The 13,801-nt window shown below is 60.6% G+C and carries 12 protein-coding genes and 1 pseudogene; 3 read left to right on the plus strand and 10 right to left on the minus strand.

The annotated features are described in order from the left end of the window. Positions 1-121: 121 nt before the first annotated feature. From I2G40_RS09235 to I2G40_RS09255, 5 genes are all read right to left on the minus strand, one after another. Positions 122-1,192, minus strand: coding sequence for a sulfate/molybdate ABC transporter ATP-binding protein (locus I2G40_RS09235; RefSeq protein WP_195544890.1), 1,071 nt, complete (start codon positions 1,190-1,192; stop codon positions 122-124). A 3-nt stretch (positions 1,193-1,195) separates the two neighbouring features. After that, complete coding sequence (gene modB / locus I2G40_RS09240; protein WP_324252603.1) at positions 1,196-2,638, minus strand: molybdate ABC transporter permease subunit; 1,443 nt, start codon at positions 2,636-2,638, stop codon at positions 1,196-1,198. A gap of 68 nt (positions 2,639-2,706) precedes the next feature. Beyond that, positions 2,707-3,579: a molybdate ABC transporter substrate-binding protein gene (modA, locus tag I2G40_RS09245; protein WP_035138023.1), complete on the minus strand. Its 873-nt coding sequence runs from the start codon at positions 3,577-3,579 to the stop codon at positions 2,707-2,709. 203 nt (positions 3,580-3,782) lie between these two features. Next, on the minus strand, positions 3,783-4,262 hold the full coding sequence (locus I2G40_RS09250) for a MogA/MoaB family molybdenum cofactor biosynthesis protein (RefSeq protein ID WP_035138021.1): 480 nt from the start codon (positions 4,260-4,262) through the stop codon (positions 3,783-3,785). A 10-nt stretch (positions 4,263-4,272) separates the two neighbouring features. After that, positions 4,273-5,535 carry a molybdopterin molybdotransferase MoeA gene (locus I2G40_RS09255; RefSeq protein WP_195544891.1) on the minus strand — a complete coding sequence of 421 codons (1,263 nt, stop codon included), beginning with the start codon at positions 5,533-5,535 and terminating at the stop codon, positions 4,273-4,275. A 210-nt stretch (positions 5,536-5,745) separates the two neighbouring features. Between I2G40_RS09255 and I2G40_RS09260 the strand changes: the two genes are divergently transcribed. Further along, complete coding sequence (locus I2G40_RS09260; protein ID WP_195544892.1) at positions 5,746-7,167, plus strand: chloride channel protein; 1,422 nt, start codon at positions 5,746-5,748, stop codon at positions 7,165-7,167. Positions 7,168-7,254: 87 nt separating this feature from the next. Next, positions 7,255-8,217, plus strand: a complete 963-nt coding sequence (locus tag I2G40_RS09265) for a diacylglycerol/lipid kinase family protein (RefSeq protein WP_195544893.1) — start codon at positions 7,255-7,257, stop codon at positions 8,215-8,217. A gap of 87 nt (positions 8,218-8,304) precedes the next feature. Here the strand turns inward: I2G40_RS09265 and I2G40_RS09270 are convergent. From I2G40_RS09270 to I2G40_RS09285, 4 genes and pseudogenes are all read right to left on the minus strand, one after another. Continuing rightward, a pseudogene (locus I2G40_RS09270) lies at positions 8,305-8,613 on the minus strand (peptide chain release factor family protein); the annotation flags it as partial. A gap of 153 nt (positions 8,614-8,766) precedes the next feature. Then, positions 8,767-9,345, minus strand: coding sequence for a xanthine phosphoribosyltransferase (locus tag I2G40_RS09275; RefSeq protein ID WP_195544895.1), 579 nt, complete (start codon positions 9,343-9,345; stop codon positions 8,767-8,769). Between the two features lie 157 nt (positions 9,346-9,502). Then, positions 9,503-10,807 (minus strand): MFS transporter, encoded by a 1,305-nt coding sequence (locus I2G40_RS09280; RefSeq protein WP_195544896.1) that lies wholly within the window; start codon positions 10,805-10,807, stop codon positions 9,503-9,505. Positions 10,808-10,950: 143 nt separating this feature from the next. Then, complete coding sequence (locus I2G40_RS09285; protein ID WP_117820360.1) at positions 10,951-12,234, minus strand: O-acetylhomoserine aminocarboxypropyltransferase/cysteine synthase family protein; 1,284 nt, start codon at positions 12,232-12,234, stop codon at positions 10,951-10,953. Positions 12,235-12,465: 231 nt separating this feature from the next. Between I2G40_RS09285 and I2G40_RS09290 the strand changes: the two genes are divergently transcribed. Continuing rightward, on the plus strand, positions 12,466-12,912 hold the full coding sequence (locus I2G40_RS09290; protein ID WP_229090749.1) for a C-GCAxxG-C-C family protein: 447 nt from the start codon (positions 12,466-12,468) through the stop codon (positions 12,910-12,912). A 67-nt stretch (positions 12,913-12,979) separates the two neighbouring features. Here the strand turns inward: I2G40_RS09290 and I2G40_RS09295 are convergent, their stop codons facing one another. Beyond that, positions 12,980-13,618 (minus strand): YigZ family protein, encoded by a 639-nt coding sequence (locus tag I2G40_RS09295; RefSeq protein ID WP_192923900.1) that lies wholly within the window; start codon positions 13,616-13,618, stop codon positions 12,980-12,982. Positions 13,619-13,801 lie beyond the last annotated feature (183 nt).

Here is a 13,801-nt window from a genome sequence, read left to right on the forward strand (position 1 = left end):
TAAAGCCGTTTGTCTCCACCCGCGTAGCGGGTGGTTTAAAGCTGGCCGCTGCGCGGCCAGCGGACTAAAGTCTTGAAACAAAGCGGTCGAGGACTACCTCCTCGACCGCATCGCACCCGCATTATCGGCAAACGAGATGAATCCTGCTTGCATCAAAATGCATGCGCAGAGTCTCACCCGCCTGCGGCAGCTCTTCCACGGGTACACTCACCTTATTCACCTTCCACTGCAGACGCGTGGGCGCATCAGCACGCGGCACGTCCAGCAGCACCAGCCGCTCAAAGCGCGAATCGCTCACACGGGCCACGTGCAAATCGTAGCTGTTGCGACCGCGCTCCGCGCGATTGTCAACATGGAAGTAGCTCGCACGAATACCGAGGTACGTCACGTTATCGGGAACCTCATGGCCCACGTTAAAGGTCATGCCCCAGTCCAGGGCTTCAACTTCCTGAGACCCGATCTTGCGCGCCCGGCTTGTGTTCTTGCAGCCCGTCAGGCGCAGCGCCGCCAGCGTCTGCGGACGGCGGACCACGTCCTCGACGGAGCCGATCTCCTCAACATGCCCGTCGTGCATCACGCAGATGCGCTGGCACAGGCGGCACGCTTCGTCGATGTCGTGGCTCACGTAGAGCACGGTGCGGTTGCATACATCGAACAGGTCGAGCATGTTTTGCTCAAGCGCGCTCTTGAGATACGCATCGAGCGCGCTCATGGGCTCGTCGAACATAAAAATGCCCGGATGCGCCGCCACCATACGGGCAAGCGCCACGCGTTGCTGCTGCCCGCCCGAGAGTCGCGCGGGGTAGCGATCGACAAAATCGGCCAGACCGAAAATGCCCAAATAGCGCTCGGCGAGCTTTTTGCGCGCGGCGGCGTCGCCAGCATCCTTTACACCGGCGCATACGTTATCGGCCACCGTCATGTTGGGAAACAGCTGATAGTTTTGAAACAACAGGGCGCATTTTCGCTCCTGGGGTGACAGGTTGATGCCAGCCGCCGAGTCAAAAAAGGTCACGCCGTTGACGACGATCTTGCCCTCGTCGGGCGTCTCCACGCCGGCAATGCAACGCAGCGTGCAGCTCTTGCCGCAGCCCGAGGCACCAAGCAGCGCCACACGATCCTCGCCGGCCTCAAGCTGCATATCGAGCATAAACCCCGGATAGCGCTTTTTTATGTCCAGAACGAGTGACATGGCCTATCGACCTCCCTGCATAGCGGGCTCATCGCGCATGAGCTCGGCCAGTGCCTCGCGATCGATACGCAAGGCATCACCGCCCGCCGGGTCGAGTGAATCGCCCTGTCCGGCGAGATCTTTGGCCTGCTTACGTTCCGCACGGGAAAGGCCACGCTCGCGGTATTTTTGCGAATGCGCCGTGTACATGTTGATGAACAGGATGACTAGGAAGCTGAACGCTATTACGACCACGACCCAAAAGAGGGCCACCGACGTATTGCCGCCCATCCATTCAAAGTAAATCGCAATGGGAATGGTCTGCGTAATACCGGCATAGTTGCCCGCAAAGAACAGGGTGCAGCCAAACTCGCCCATGGCGCGGGCAAAGGCGAGCACCGTGCCGGCGGCAATCGAGGGCCAGCCGAGCGGCATCATGAGTTTGGTGAAGATGCGTCGCTCGGACCAGCCCAGCGTGCGCGCCGCATCGAGCATTTGCGTGTCGAGGCTCTCAAAGGCGCCGAGCGCCGTACGGTAGACCAGGGGAAACGATACCACCACGGCAGAGATCACCGCCGCCGGCCACGTAAAGACAATCGAGACGCCGTGCGCGATAAGCCACTGGCCCACCCCGGTCGAGCGGCCAAACAGCATAAGGAGCAGAAAGCCGCAGACCGTGGGCGGCAACACCATGGGGATGGTAAAGACCGAGTCGAGCAGGCCCTTGATGCGACTCGAGGTGCCCATGGTCTTCCACGCGGCAAACAGGCCCAGCGCAAAGGAGATCAGCAGGGCAAGGCCGCTCGTTTTAATGGACACCCAAAACGGTCGGTAGTCGATGCCGCCCAATAAGGAGGCCAGAGAGGTCAAGGGCCCCTGCTCATCCCGCAACACGACAGACGATGCTTCTACCATTTGAGCGCTATCAAGCCAACGCGCGCCGCCTTTGGCATCACCCGAGGCTGATGCAATCACCACATAGCGGCCCCCATCCGCACCGCGCTCGCCAAAGCCATAGGTATACCCGCCGGCATCAAACGTTGTTTCCGCCGTGACATACCAAGGAAGATCCACGTCCCCTAGCTGCGCACCTCCCATACAGTTTGCGCTGTCGAGCTCACAGACGAGGGCCTTGAGACCCGATACGCACTCGTTGTTCTGCGGATCCAATCCATACCTCTCGATCGCCTTGGGCGATATCCACACCACAACGCGATCGGCAGCAGGCGCCACTACAAGGTCCACGTCCTCGTCAACGGGAAACCGGTAGCCCTCAGGCTGGCCCTCCATGGCACGAGCGGTCCCCTTGGCCAACCGCTCAAAACCCTCGATCCCATAGGAAAGCCCATGAGCAGTCGCAGCAACCTGGGCCCCGTCCTCAGCGTCCCCAGCAAACGCAAATCCCGGCACCCAGCAAAGCGCGAAGGTCAAAGCACAGGCGACAAGGATGCGGAATCTATTAAGCACGAAAAGCTCCAAGCGAATATAAGGACGGAGTGAGACACAAAACGATGGAATTATCGCGCCAAGCCGCACTACGCGGAAAGCTCAAAGCCGTACTTAGCCCAAATCTTCTGAGCCTTCCTGTTGGACAGACAGAAGTCGATGAACGCCTTGGCTTCGTCGGCGTGCTCAGAGCTCTCGGCAACGGCACCCGGATACACGATGGGCTTGTGCGAATCCTCGGGACACACAAAGGCCTCCTCGATGCCGTCGTAGCGGAAGATATCGGAGCTGTAGACAAAGCCGGCCACGCAGTCGCCCGTGGACACATAGGCGGCGGCGGTACCAACTTTGTCGGCCAGGGCCACCTTTTCGGCGATCTCGGGCGCATACTCGCCGTCGTCGCCCTCGGTGCCGGTGTAGAGGCCCACGGAAGCCAGCGCCTGGTTGGCGTACTTGCCGGCGGGGACGGTCTTGGCGTCGCCAATGGCGATCTTACCGTCCAGGTTCGCGACGTCGGCGATGGCCTCGACCTTGGTGTCGGAGCCCTCGGCGCGAATGATCACGAGATCGTTGACGAACATGTCCTCGCGGGTATCGGCATCGACGAGCTCAGCGGTCTCGGCGTCATCCATGGTGCCCTTGGAAGCGGTGATGAGCACGTCGACGGCAGCGCCGGCCTTCATCTGCTCGACGAGGTCGCCAGACGCCTTAAACTGCGTGTCGGCAAACGTGGTGCCGGTCTGCTCGGTGTAAAGCTCCTGAACCTCCGGCAGAGCCTTCTCGAGCGAGTTGGCGGCAAAGACCTGCAGCTCGACAGCTTTCTTGGAAGATGCCTTAGCAGAACCGGCATCGGATCCGGCCGGCTCGGACGTCTTGCTGCCCGAACAGCCGGCAAGACCAAGGCCGGCAGCGGCGACAGCAGAAAGCGAAACGAATCCGCGGCGTGAAACCATATCGAACATATTCAACCCTTTCGGATCTTGTGCCCGGGTACCCCACCGCGGGCTTTAATCTGCAATCAGATTATACTTCTGCGCGAATAATGAAAGTGAGAAATTATTCTCGTCAGAGAATATAGTTTCGAATTACCGTGCACCTCGGCGTCGCTTCGGCGGAAAACAAAGGCGGAGCAGCCGTTCAGGTCGCCCCGCCGCAGGTAAACCGCTTAGTTGGTATGTCCGCCGCCCGCTGTCATCTGAGCCGCATGCTCCAGCTGGTCTGCTATGGCCTCCCAGCTTTCGCGGGCGGCCTTCGTAGAACCGGGAAAGTTTACGACAAGTGTATGACCTCGTTGCATGCAAATAGCGCGCGAGAGCATAGCGCGGCGCGTCTTGGTCATCGAATACGCACGGATTGCCTCGGCAATACCCGGCACATCGCGGTCACAGACGGCACGCGTCGCCTCGGGTGTTACGTCGCGCATCGAAAGCCCCGTGCCGCCGCAGGTGAGCACGACATTGGCGTGGCACTCATCGGCGGCTTCCGCAATGGCATCACCGATCTCGCTGACGTCGTCACGCACGACCACATGCGAGGCGACCGTCCAGCCCTGTGCCACGATAAGCTCCTCGAGCGCAGCACCCGCCTCGTCCTGGGCAAGATCGCGCGTATCCGAGCACGTCACAATCGAAATCTTCAACTCCATAGCATTCCTCCTATAGCACCGTGCCCTCAGGCAGGTCGACACGCACGACATCCACGACGTCGCCCGCCGCAAGGTCGCACGGTCCTTCGTGAATACGCAACAGGCAGTTCGCACGCTGCATGGTTCCAAGCAGCGCCGAATTCTGCGTCTTGGCCTCGGTCACCAACAACTCACCGGTCTCGGGGTCGCGCAAAACCGTGGCGCGATCGAAGAAGCGGCGATGCTGTCGCTTTTTCACGCTATGCGTGAGCGTCGCCTGCTGCACGGGACGCGCACCCTCGGCAAAGCCGCGCATCTTGCGAATCGCCGGACGGGCGAGCATCTCAAAGCCCACATACGCCGCGGCAGGATTGCCTGAAAGCCCCAGGTAGGGCTTACCCCCGAGCAAGCCAAACGTGATAGCCTTGCCCGGACGCATCGAGATGCGGTCGAAGAGCACCTCGCCCTCGCGATGGACCAGTGCCGTCACATAGTCGTAGTCGCCCGCCGAGGCACCGCCGCTCGTAATGACAAAATCGCACTCCTGCACGGCACGATGCACCAGCTCGGCAATCGCCTGCTCATCATCGGGCGCAATGCCGTAGAACACGGGCTCGGCGCCGGCATCGAGTGCCTCGGCCATCAGCGCCGAAGAGTTGGAATCGCGAATCTGACCGCGCGCCGGTACCTTACTCGGTGCGACCAGTTCCGTGCCCAGCGAGATAATGCCCACACGTGGGGCAGCGTGCACCTTCACGCTCGCATATCCGGCGCTTGCCAACAGACCCGCGCCCGCCGGAGCCACGACCTCGCCGGCATGCATCACAACATCGCCGGCATGGGCCTCCTCGGCGGCAGAGCGAACGTTCTCCCCCACCTTGGCCGGCGCCGAGAACCTCACACGCGAGCCCTCGTTGCCGTCACCGTCAAGCACATCGACGATCTCGTACTTCACAACGGCATCGGCACCTTCGGGTACCGGCGCGCCCGTCATGATGCGGACCGTCTCGCCCGCGCCGATTGCGCCCTCAAACACATGGCCCGCGGCCTCGTGTCCGATAACGTCGAGCGTCACCGGCGCCTCGCCAGATGCCTGCGCCAAGTCCGCCGAGCGCACGGCATATCCGTCCATAGCGCTGTTGGCAAACGGCGAGATGTCGATATCGGCCACCGCGTCCTCGGCCAAGGGAAGACCGGCGGCCTGCCACACGGGAATCTCGATGAGATCCGTCGGAGCAACGTGCGACAGGACAATCGACTGCGCGTCCTCCAGTGGAATGAGTTTCTCTGCCATATGCACCTCTTAATGCCACGGCGCACAACAGGGGCGCCGATTCTTTATGCTTTTCTCAGTATAATCCCCCGATGCACGGCCGCGACTCGGCCTGTACCCGCAAATACACCTGTCGGTTGCAGGCCGCGAAACAGAATGGAAACCAACCCACCGGCTCGTCGCGTTTACCGCGTTTTATAATGCTTGCGTTGCAACCTAAAAGAGGAACGTATGGCTCATAACGACAAAACCGAAAGCGCAAACGAAACGCAGGATCATTCCCAGCCGCTCGACGACGGCGGCTTTTTCTCCCTGAACGACGTCATCATGGCAGGCAGACATCAGCTCACTCGCTCCGAGCATCTCTTAGCTGCCGACACGCGCCGCAACGTCCGCAACCTACTCGTGAGCGCCAAGTTGCTCGTGCTCGTCGTCACCGTATCGCTCGCCATGGGCGTTGCCGCTTGGGCGTTTTTGGCCTCGTTGAATATCGCGACTGACTATCGCGAGCACCATGCGTGGATTTACGCGCTGCTTCCCGTTGTGGGCGTTGCCACCGCATGGGTGTACAAAAACCACGGTCTTGCCGCCAAACGCGGTAACAACCTGGTCATCGACTCCGCTCTGGGCACACGCCTCATCCATATGCGCATGGCCGTCCTCACCTTCGTCTGCTCCACGCTCACGCACCTCACCGGCGGATCGGCCGGTCGTGAGGGAGCTGCGGTGCAGATTGGCGGCACCATCGCCAGCAACATCTCGAGCCTCGCCCACCTCAAAAAGCATGACCACCACGACCTCATGCTCGCCGGCATCTCGTCGGCCTTTGGCGCCGTATTCGGTTCGCCCCTTGCCGGAGCTTTCTTTGGCATGGAGATGTGCTTTATCGGCAAGATCGACTACACCGCGGGCATCTACTGCCTGGTCGCCTCGTTTACCGGCTACTTTACATCACTCGCCCTGGGTACCGAGTACGAAGCGAATGTCATCGCCAGCGTTCCCAACATGACACCACGGACGGTTGTCATCGTTGTTATCAGCGCCATTATCTTCGGTCTGACGGCACGCCTCTTTGCCTGGTCAGTTCGAACCGTCAAGAGCCTGTACGGTCGCTTTATCACCAATTACCTCGTTCGCGCACTCATAGGCGCACTCGTGGTTTTGGCCGCCTATGCCCTTCTCGACGCCTGGGACTACGCCGGCCTTTCCACGTGGCTTTCCGGCGCCGGATTTGCCGGCAACACCACCCTGGCAGACGCAGCCATCAAGTTGGTCGTCACAGCGCTTACCCTGGGTGCGGGCTTCCAAGGCGGCGAGGTCACGCCCCTGTTTGGCATCGGTGCGGCGCTCGGCGGCTGGATCGGTTGCCTCGTCGGAATCGACCCCAGTTTTCTGGCGGCTCTCGGCATGCTCGGCGTGTTCTGTGCCGGCCTCAACGTGCCCATCACCACCTGCATGATGGCCATCGACCTGTTCCACGGCACGGCAGCCGGGTTCTTTGTCATCGTGGCCTTTATCAGCTACCTAACTGCCGGACACCGCGGCGTGTACCCCGCCCAGCGCATCATCTCGCCCAAGCGCCGTTCGCTTATTGTGGATGAGGGCGGTACGGTAGCGGATGCTATCGAGCGCCACAACGACCTGATAGAGTAGACGTAAGTATTCGACGTGCAGCCACAATCGGGGGCAATTCGACCTGAGCGCGACCGCACCGTCACGTCATACGCCGGGAGTCGCCCCATGCACGCAACTGATTTTGGCCGCACGCTCATCATCGCCAACCCAGCCGCCCAGTCGGGTGCGGCGCACGAAGTTGCCGAGCGCCTGCAACGCTTTTTGGACATGACTGCACGCGCATCCCAGTTTGACTTGGTGCTAACCGAGCGCATGGGACACGCCAAGGAGCTGGCCGCACAGGCCCAGGGCTATCGCACCGTTATCGCCCTTGGCGGCGACGGCGTGATTCACGAGGTCGTCAACGGGCTTATGACGCAAGAGGAGGACACCCGCCCCGCTCTTGCCATCCTACCCGTGGGCTCTGGCAACGATTTTGCCCAAACGCTCGGCATCGACGATTTCTCCGGTAAGGATTTTGGCGCGCTGCTCACCTGCGAGCTGCAGCGTCAGGACATCGGGCGCATTCGCTCGTGGAGCCCTGCGAGCGGCAGCGGCGAGGCTACCGTTGAGTACTACGACCAGACGCTCTCGGTCGGCATCGATGCCGCCATCGGCCTGGGCACCACCGAGCTGCGCAAAAAGACGGGCCTCGCCGGCGCTCCGCTCTACACCCTATCGGGACTTGAGCAGTTTGGCCTGCGCTATCGCAACTACCCCATGACCATCAGCTTTGATGGCGCGCCCGCCGAGCGCGTGCGGGCGATCATCATGGCAATTCAGCTGGGTCCTACCTATGGCTCGGGCTATCGCATCTGCCCCGATGCCGACCCCTGCGACGGCGTACTCGACGTCTGCTACGCCTGCGGCCCCGTTCCGCGTGCGGTTGCCCTGCCTATGTTTCTTTCGGCCAAGGACGGCCACCATACCAAGTTGCCACCGGTTCGCATGCGCCGATGCCGCCATGCCGAGCTCACTTTTGAGGAGCCCGACTACCCCATCCAGGCCGACGGCGAGCCCGTTGTCGCCTCACGCATCGAGGTCGACATCCTCGCCGGCGCCCTCCACGTCTGGCATCCCACCCGCTAACCCCACCTAAGTTGCGGTGAAATAGGGACTGTTTATGCATCTAAAGCCGCAAAACAGTCCCTATTTCACCGCAACTTATTGATAAGATCATTCCTCCCCGCCCAGCTTGCGACGGTTGGCCTTTTTAATGGCGTTGAAGTGCTTGTCGTTGAGCCTGCGCTGGCGAGAGCGCTGAGGCACCTTGGTCTTTACGCGTCGACGCGGTGGACGCCCGCGACGCTCAAGCTCAGCGCGCAGCTTACGCAGACAGCTCGCGCGATTCTGAAACTGGCTGCGGCTCTCACGCGCCGTCACGACAATCCCCGTGGGCCCATGTTTCATGCGCACCGCAGAGTCCGTCGTGTTCACGCCCTGCCCGCCCGGACCTGTCGCGCGAAACACCTGTACCTCGCAATCGTGCGCCAGCTCCTCGACCGACATCTCGGCATAGCGCGCATACTCACGCCATCCCATCTTGTTCTCATCCATATCAACACCTCCCCTCATAAAAAATGTGACAAAGGGAAAGTCCCTTTGTCACATCGCATACCAATCGCTTGTGTTGCGCGCTTAGGCGAAGGTGATCTCGCCGTTCTCGCAGTCCATATCGGCGATACGGGCCAGGCTCTCAACGCGGAAGCCGCGCTGACGGAGCTTATCGCCGCCGCCCTGGAAGCCCTTCTCCACGGCAATACCGATGCCGGCAACCTCGGCGCCCGCAGCCTCGCAGATCTTGATGAGACCCTCAAGCGCACAGCCGTTAGCCAAGAAGTCGTCGATGATCAGAACCTTGTCGCCCTCGGACAGGAAGCGCTTACCTACAATGACCGGGTACTCCTTCTGCTTGGTGAAGGAGTAGATGGTCGTGGCATACTGCTCGCCATCGAGGTTGATGGACTGCGCCTTCTTGGCAAAGACCACCGGCACGCCGCCAAAATGCTGAGCTGCGATGCAGGCCATGCCAATGCCCGAAGCCTCAATCGTCAGGATCTTGTTGATCTCGACACCCTCGAACAGACGGGCCCACTCGGCACCCATGTGGTCGAACAGCTCAACGTCGCACTGGTGGTTGAGGAAGGCATCGACCTTAAGGACGTTACCGGCCTTTACGATGCCGTCATGGCGAATACGATCCTCAAGCTCCTGCATGGCGCAACCCCTTCTCGCGGCAACGATACCGCGCGATTAATAAACGTTGTTCGATAGTCTACCACGGACCGACCCCCGCCCGCCCCACAAGCCACATCGCACCACAAACCAGTCTTTTTGGGACGGCGCGAATCGTGGCAGACAGCCTCCCAACATGCTAATGGCGGGCGCGCATCTTCACCAAACGCACCATGGCAAGCGCAAAGCCCACGGCGGCCACAGCCATGAGTACGTAGAACACCGAGCGAAAGCCGAATAGGAATACGTCCGGACGACCTGTAACAAAACTGGTCACGGCCTCGCCCATTGCCACGCTCATCTGCCCATACAGGATATGCGACGCCGCCGTAATGCCGAGCGCCATGCCGGCGTAGCGTGCCAAACTACCCAGGCTGCCCGCAAAGCCGAGCGCTTCGCGCGGAGCCGAGCCCATATACAGCGAGTTGTTGGGGCTCTGGAAAATCGACGTACCGCACGACATAAACGCGGCACAGCACACAATCACAGGGATGGAAGAGTGCTCGTCGAGCGTACTTACCGCAAAGAGCCCGCACACGTACACGCCCAGGCCGACCGCCGTGGGACCCTCGCAGCCAACACGGTCCGAAACCGCACCCGAAAGCGGGCCGATAAAGGCATTCACCATCGGCAGCGCCAAAAACAGCAATCCGGAAATGTCGGAACCAAAGCCGTGGGCGTCCTGAAAATAGAACGGCAGGATAAACTCGGATGCGCCAATACCAACGAACACGATGAGCATGCAGGCAAGGTTGATGGTAAAGGCCGAATTTGCAAAGCAGCGACGAGCGGCCTCGGCAAGGGACATGGGACGGTCGCCGGCCTCCGGCTTAACATGCGGCAACGTGTAGAGCCCCACGATAAACGAGATGACGCCAATGGGCAGGTTGATGAGGAAGATGCTCTCCCAGGGAAAGCTTGCCACCAGCATGCCACCGAGCACGGGGCCACACATCATGCCGAGGGCCACGAAGGTCGCGAGAATACCCATGGCACGGCCACGTTCGCGCGCCGGAAACGACTCGGTGATGATACCCATGTTGTTAGCCATGGCCGCCGCGCAACCGATGCCCTGAACAATGCGTGCCAGGATAAGAACCTCGAGCGAGGCCGAAAGGCCGCACAGCAGCGAACCGACCGAAAAGACGATGACGCCCAGCTGGAACACATTCACCTTGCCGCGCACGTCGCCCAGACGGCCAAACGGCAACATAGCCACGCATGTCGCAAGCAGATACACCGAGCTTACCAGCTGAATGCGATCGAGGCCCACGCCCAGCTCCTTTTGCATCACGGGCAGCGCCACGGTAACGACGGTCGAATCCAGACACACCATAAACGTCATGATGAGCACGGTAAACAGAATCGCCCATTTGTTCTTGCCATGGGTGTCACCCTCTAGAGCAATGTGCTCGCGGCGCAACTGCTCTGCAGTTTTCTCCATATCCATCCTTTCGAGTGGCCTAACGCAAAAAAACGGGGCCCCGATCGCCTGCAAACAGCCGCGATTGGGGTCCCGCCTACGGAATCGGAACGAAAGGTCGCCGAAGCTTTCTGCCAGCATCGGCGCCTTATGCGAACGCTAGCCTAGCACTGCTCGAGTGCCTGCTCAAGGTCGGCAATCAAGTCGGCCGTGTCCTCGAGGCCACACGACAGGCGTACCATGTCGGCGGAGATGCCACAGGCGATGAGCTCCTCATCGTTCATCTGACGATGTGTGGCATTAGCGGGATGCAGGCAACAAGTGCGGGCGTCGGCCACGTGCGTGGCGATCTGGGCGAGCTTGAGGCTCTTCATAAAGGTCTCGGCCGCCGCGCGACCACCATTAAAGCCAAAGCTCACAACGCCGCAGGTACCGTTTGGCATGTACTTCTGAGCGAGGTCATAGTACTTGTCGCCCTCCAGACCCGGATAGCTCACGAAGCGCACCTTGGGATGGCTCTGCAGGAACTTGGCAACGGCCAGGCCGTTCTCGCAATGACGCGGCATGCGCACATGCAGGCTCTCGAGCGAGCTGTTCAAGAAGAACGCCGCCTGCGGGTTCTGCATGGGGCCAAGATCGCGCATGAGCTGCGCGGTGGCCTTGGTAATGAAGGCGCCCTCGCGACCGAACTTCTCGGCATAGGTCACGCCATGGTAGCTCTCGTCAGGCGTGGTGAGACCCGGGAACTTGTCCGCATGGGCCATCCAGTCAAACTGGCCGTGGTCGACGATCACGCCGCCCAGGTAGGCAGCATGTCCATCCATGTACTTGGTGGTGGAGTGCGTAACGATGTCGGCGCCCCACTCAAAGGGGCGGCACATCACGGGCGTCGGGAAGGTGTTATCGACCATCAGCGGCACGCCGTGGTCATGCGCGGCCTTGGCAAAGCGCTCAATATCGAGCACGGCAAGGGCGGGATTGGCGATCGTCTCGCCAAAGACGAGCTTGGTATTGGGCTCAAAGGCTGCCTCGAGCTCCTCGTCGGTGCAGTCGGGGGCAACGAACGTGCAGGTCAGACCCATGCGCTCCATAGTATGGGCGAGCAGGTTGTAGGTACCGCCATAGATGGCAGAGCTCGCGACCACGTGATCGCCGGCACCGGCCACGTTAAAGATCGCGAGGAAGTTCGCAGCCATGCCCGAGCTCGTGAGCATCGCAGCGGTGCCGCCCTCCATCTCGCAGATCTTGGCGGCAACCAGATCGCACGTGGGGTTCTGCAGACGGCTGTAGAAGTAACCAGACTCCTCCAGGTCAAACAGCTTGCCCATGTGCTCCGACGTGTCGTATTTCCACGTGGTGGACTGGTAGATGGGCACCTGGCGCGGCTCGGCATCTCCCGGGTGATAGCCGCCCTGAACACATGTAGTACCGATGGTCTGCTCGCTCATATCTAGCTCCCTTGCCTGGGTTTTAGTTTTATCCGGTTCACGATACCGCTACCCCGCACCCCTCACAACCCATCCCCAAGGTAGGTTAAGGGACAAATTGATCAGGGGTATTTATCTCAAGCCTTGGGCATTTGTTCGATAGATAAAAACGAGGCATACATGAAGCTCTCGATGATTACATGCCCCGTCACGGGTACCATAGGCGGGTACACCGTGAACAAGGAGACAACGATGAAGCAAATCGATACGGCCCAGCTCGACATCAACGCCTGTCAGGCTCAGGCTGCCGAATACCACGCCCGTGGCTTTAACTGCGCCCAGGCCGTCGCCTGCACGCTCGCACCTGCCGTCGGGCTCGACCCCCAGACCGCCTTTACCCTCACCGAGGGATTTGGCGCCGGCATGGGCGGCATGACCGAAACCTGCGGCGCCATCTCGGGCGCCGTGGCCATCATGGGCTTTGTGATGAGCGACGGCATGGAAAACCCCAAGACCAAAGGCCAGACCTACAAACTGTCGCGCGAAATCGCCAAGCGTTTTGGCGAGAAGAACACGACGACCGTCTGCGGCACGCTCAAGGGCATCGGATCGGACAAGGGTCCGCTTCGCAGCTGCCCCGGCTGCATCGACGATGCCGTCGAAATCGCCTGTGATGTACTAAAGCAGCTCGCCGAGTAAACGGCAGCACAGAAAAACGACGGCCGGCGCGCTTGGGATCCATCCAAAAGCACGCCGGCCGTCGCCGTTAGAACTCGGCAAATACGGGAGCACCGACCTCGATCTCCTCGCGCCCCGCCATAAGCTCGCGCATCCTGGCGCAAAAAGACTCCTGCTCCCCCGCCTTAAACACCAAGTGAAGTGTCACGGCATCCGCGTAATCGGTATCCGAAACCTTGGCACCCGAATCCTGCGCCAAGCGAAGCACCTGCTCATACTGCGGATAGGCCACATGCACGTCAACAGGCACGACGCTCGTCATCTCGACGATCTGCCCGGCCTCCCGAGCCGCGGCCACCGCCGCTTGCGTCGCCGCGGTATAGGCGCGTACCAAGCCACCAGGCCCCAACAGCGTGCCACCAAAATAGCGCGTCACTACGCAGCAAACATTTTTGAGCCCCGCGCCGCGCAACACCTCGAGCGTCGGCATACCGCTCGTGCGGCTCGGCTCACCGTCATCGCTTTGACGCTCGCGTCCATCGACCAAAATCCACGCGGGAACATTGTGTCGAGCGTCGTAATGACGTTTGCGAACGGTCTCGATAAAGGCATTCGCCTCATCCTCGGACTCAATATGGACCAGCTGGGCAATAAACCGGCTCTTGCGGTCCACAAATTCGCCCGAAACCTCAATATTCGATTGCAGAGTAAAATAGCTGTCCAACAAAGCCCCTCAACAAAATAAAGCGCAGCAACAAACAGCCTCAATAATACGGCAAAGGCCGTACCGATAACCCCAGTAAATAGAACGGCAACGTCAATGACCAGGCAAAGACAGACACTATGACCCAATCCAGGGGCACGGAAACGACAGGAGCCCCCGCTCGTGACCGCGGGTCGGGGCTGCGAC

This window comes from Collinsella aerofaciens (assembly GCF_015558785.1).
Classification (GTDB): Bacteria; Actinomycetota; Coriobacteriia; order Coriobacteriales; family Coriobacteriaceae; genus Collinsella; species Collinsella aerofaciens_P.

What these genes read in the sequence shown, in the direction of transcription:
- I2G40_RS09235 (WP_195544890.1), bottom strand. Translation starts at nt 1,192, where the DNA reads ATGTCACTCGTTCTGGACATAAAAAAGCGCTATCCGGGGTTTATGCTC.
- modA (WP_035138023.1), bottom strand. Translation starts at nt 3,579, where the DNA reads ATGTTCGATATGGTTTCACGCCGCGGATTCGTTTCGCTTTCTGCTGTC.
- I2G40_RS09250 (WP_035138021.1), bottom strand. Translation starts at nt 4,262, where the DNA reads ATGGAGTTGAAGATTTCGATTGTGACGTGCTCGGATACGCGCGATCTT.
- I2G40_RS09255 (WP_195544891.1), bottom strand. Translation starts at nt 5,535, where the DNA reads ATGGCAGAGAAACTCATTCCACTGGAGGACGCGCAGTCGATTGTCCTG.
- I2G40_RS09260 (WP_195544892.1), top strand. Translation starts at nt 5,746, where the DNA reads ATGGCTCATAACGACAAAACCGAAAGCGCAAACGAAACGCAGGATCAT.
- I2G40_RS09265 (WP_195544893.1), top strand. Translation starts at nt 7,255, where the DNA reads ATGCACGCAACTGATTTTGGCCGCACGCTCATCATCGCCAACCCAGCC.
- I2G40_RS09275 (WP_195544895.1), bottom strand. Translation starts at nt 9,345, where the DNA reads ATGCAGGAGCTTGAGGATCGTATTCGCCATGACGGCATCGTAAAGGCC.
- I2G40_RS09280 (WP_195544896.1), bottom strand. Translation starts at nt 10,807, where the DNA reads ATGGAGAAAACTGCAGAGCAGTTGCGCCGCGAGCACATTGCTCTAGAG.
- I2G40_RS09285 (WP_117820360.1), bottom strand. Translation starts at nt 12,234, where the DNA reads ATGAGCGAGCAGACCATCGGTACTACATGTGTTCAGGGCGGCTATCAC.
- I2G40_RS09290 (WP_229090749.1), top strand. Translation starts at nt 12,466, where the DNA reads ATGAAGCAAATCGATACGGCCCAGCTCGACATCAACGCCTGTCAGGCT.